The 3,093-nt window shown below is 28.6% G+C and carries 4 protein-coding genes; all 4 read right to left on the bottom strand.

From position 1 onward, the window contains the following. On the bottom strand, positions 1-725 hold a 725-nt coding region (locus ACH2CG_RS15475), incomplete at its 3' end, for an adenylosuccinate synthetase (RefSeq protein ID WP_395066812.1). 38 nt (positions 726-763) lie between these two features. Beyond that, positions 764-1,225 (bottom strand): Fur family transcriptional regulator, encoded by a 462-nt coding sequence (locus tag ACH2CG_RS15470; RefSeq protein ID WP_395066810.1) that lies wholly within the window; start codon positions 1,223-1,225, stop codon positions 764-766. A 94-nt stretch (positions 1,226-1,319) separates the two neighbouring features. Beyond that, the gene (locus ACH2CG_RS15465) at positions 1,320-2,171 is read right to left on the bottom strand and encodes a DUF5829 family protein (protein ID WP_395066809.1); all 852 of its coding nucleotides are present in this window, start codon (positions 2,169-2,171) and stop codon (positions 1,320-1,322) included. A 5-nt stretch (positions 2,172-2,176) separates the two neighbouring features. Then, positions 2,177-3,093 (bottom strand): ACT domain-containing protein (locus ACH2CG_RS15460; protein WP_395066807.1); only part of this gene is annotated, 917 nt, incomplete at its 5' end.

Here is a 3,093-nt window from a genome sequence, read left to right as displayed (position 1 = left end):
TTAGACGAAGTTACAAACGGATAAGTTCCGAAATCTACATCTAATAACGAACCTTGTGCACCTTCGCAAAGTATAGATTTTCCTGCTTTTTGTGCTTGGTGTAAATATTCTTCACTATCAATAAAATCTAATTTCTTTAAATCTTCAATAGCTTCAAAAAATTCTTTTTCTAATTCTGGTAAGTTGTACTGAATGTCAACATTATAAAAGACAATCATAGCTTCATGTTTGTCTGCCAAAGCTCTGTATCGGTCTTTAAAATCGGCTAATTCAATATCACCAACTCTAATACCGTTTCTACCGGTTTTGTCCATATAAGTTGGCCCAATTCCTTTTAAGGTAGAACCAATTTTAGCTTTTCCTTTAGATGCTTCCGATGCTGCATCAAGTAATCTGTGGGTTGGAAGGATTAAATGTGCTTTTCTAGAAATGATAAGTTTAGACTTTAAATCCAAGTTAAATTTAGCCAAACCATCAATTTCACTTTTAAAAACTACCGGATCAATTACTACACCATTACCAATAACATTGATGTTGTTATCGTGAAAAATTCCAGAAGGAATAGTTCTTAAAACGTGTTTGATTCCGTCAAATTCTAAAGTATGTCCAGCATTTGGTCCTCCTTGAAAACGCGCAATAATGTCGTATTTGGATGTTAATACGTCAACGATTTTTCCTTTTCCTTCGTCACCCCATTGTAATCCTAATAATAAATCTACGGTCATTTTATTTGTTGTAAGTTGTTGTTTGTAGTTTGAGATATTTAATTTTCTATTTTTTTCTTTGTTCCATAAAAGTATAGAGAATGACTATTGATATCTATGTTAAATATTTCTTCGATAGTTTTCTTGATAGTTTGAATACGTGGATCGCAAAATTCGATAACTTCACCAGAATCGGTCATTATAATGTGATCGTGTTGTTTGTCAAAATAAGATTTTTCGTAATGTGCTTGATTTTGTCCAAACTGATGTTTTCTAACCAATCCACAATCCAATAGTAGTTCGATCGTATTATACAATGTTGCACGTGACACACGATAGTTCTTATTTTTCATTTTGATATACAAGTTCTCTATGTCAAAATGTTCTTCACTTTCATAAATTTCTTGAAGTATAGCATAGCGTTCAGGTGTTTTTCTGTGACCTTTGGCTTCAAGATACAATGTAAAAACATTTTTTACAATCTCTTGATTTTTATTGTTATCGGTTGCAATTAGTGTCATATTGGACAAAGATAATTTTTAGTTTATTAGTTTAAAAGTTTAGCGGTTTAAAGTTATAAACTAATTGTTAATAAGAATAGTTTTATTTTTTTATTTATGGATAGGAAAACAGAATTTCGGCTTCCTTATCTTTAGTTTTTATTTTAATTTTTTCAGAGATTATAGTTTCTTTGGTTTTTACATTTTCTAGCAATGATAGTTTGATTTTTTTTACTCTAAAATGTTCTTTTCTTTTAATGGAGCACTTTATTGTTATTTCATTCATTTTGAATGTCTTATTTTTTAAAATAGCTCCAAATTGTGTTAGTGCTTCTTTTAAATAACTGAATTCTTTTTTTTCTAAATTAAGTTCTAATGCTATTATTTTATTAAATTTTCTTGGATATTTTTTACCTTTAGATACAATAGAATTGAATTGTGAAAAGGTCATTTGTGTATTAATTTGATCTGCTGTAAATCCTAAATTAGAAAGGTACTCTTTTTGATACTCTAATAATGAAATTTCTATATTAGGAATTGTTTTTTTTAATGTTAACGATTCATAGTAAGGCAGTTTTATACTGTCATAAATTACAGTTGTTAGGTCTGTTTTAGTAGTTTTATTTTTAAATAATTGAAGCTGGTTTAATTTTTGAGTTTTAAATTCTATACCTACATCGCCAAATGTATCTCCAATTAATGTTGTATTCATTGGTGAGAAAAACTCTATTGTTGCTGAATTTCCAATGAAATATTTTCCAGAATAATCTTCTTTATCGGTTTTGTTTGACACGTTTTTACATAGAAAAAGAGTATCTTTTACAAATGAATTTTCAAATAATTTCACATAAGAATCTGTATCTATTGTGACAAAAATGGTGTTTAAATCTATTGGTAATTTTACAGTTTTATTTTGTGAAAAAGCAATACAAGTTACTAGTAAAATTACATATTTGAAAGAAACCATAAGTACTAATTTTTATTAACTCTAGAAACTTTTTCTATGCCATCAATTTTCTTAATGTTATCCATTAATTTTTTCAAAATGGTATTGTTTTGAACAATAACAGTAACTTGACCGTTAAAAATTCCTGCTTCGCCACTTAAGGAAATACTTTGAATGTTAACATGCATTTGATTGGAAATCACTTTAGTAAGTTCATTTGTTAGCCCTAATGTGTCCATTCCTGTAATGTTTAATATGGCTTTAAATTCTTGTTGCGAAGAGTCTATCCATTTTGCTTGCATTATTCTGTAGGCATAATTAGATTGCATTGCAATAGCATTGGGACAGTCTTTTTTGTGAACTTTTATGCCTTCATTTATGGTTACAAATCCAAAAACTTCGTCACCTGGAATTGGATTACAACAAGCAGAAAGTTTATAATCTAATCGATCTTGCTCTTTTCCAAAAACTAATAAATCATAATTGCTGCTTAATTCTTGTTTATGAATATCTTCGGATGCTGAAGTTGGTGAACGTTTGATTTTATTCTTAAAGAAATTCATCAATGTATTGCTCTTTTGAGCGGCATAATCTTTTAATTGTTGATTCTCAATAGCACCAATTCCTATTCTGTAAAACAAATCTAAACTGGTTTTTAGTTTAAAAAAGTTTACTAATTCATTAACAACAGTTTCGTTTAATGTTATTTTTAAATGTTTTAATTTTCTAGTAAGGAGTTCTTTTCCTTCTTCGGCAATTTTTTTGGTATCTTCATTAAGAACATTTCTAATTTTATTTTTTGCACGTGAAGTCGTTACATAATCGAGCCAATGCATTGTTGGTTTTTGGTTTACAGATGTAATAACTTCAATTTGATCACCACTTTTTAATTCATGATTCAATTGAACCAACTTACCATTAACACGTGTACCTCGAGTTTTTA

It is taken from the genome of Flavobacterium sp. (assembly GCF_043778725.1).
Classification (GTDB): domain Bacteria; phylum Bacteroidota; class Bacteroidia; order Flavobacteriales; family Flavobacteriaceae; genus Flavobacterium.
The sequence above is the reverse complement of the archived record's forward strand: the minus strand, read 5'-3'. Positions and strand labels throughout refer to the sequence as shown.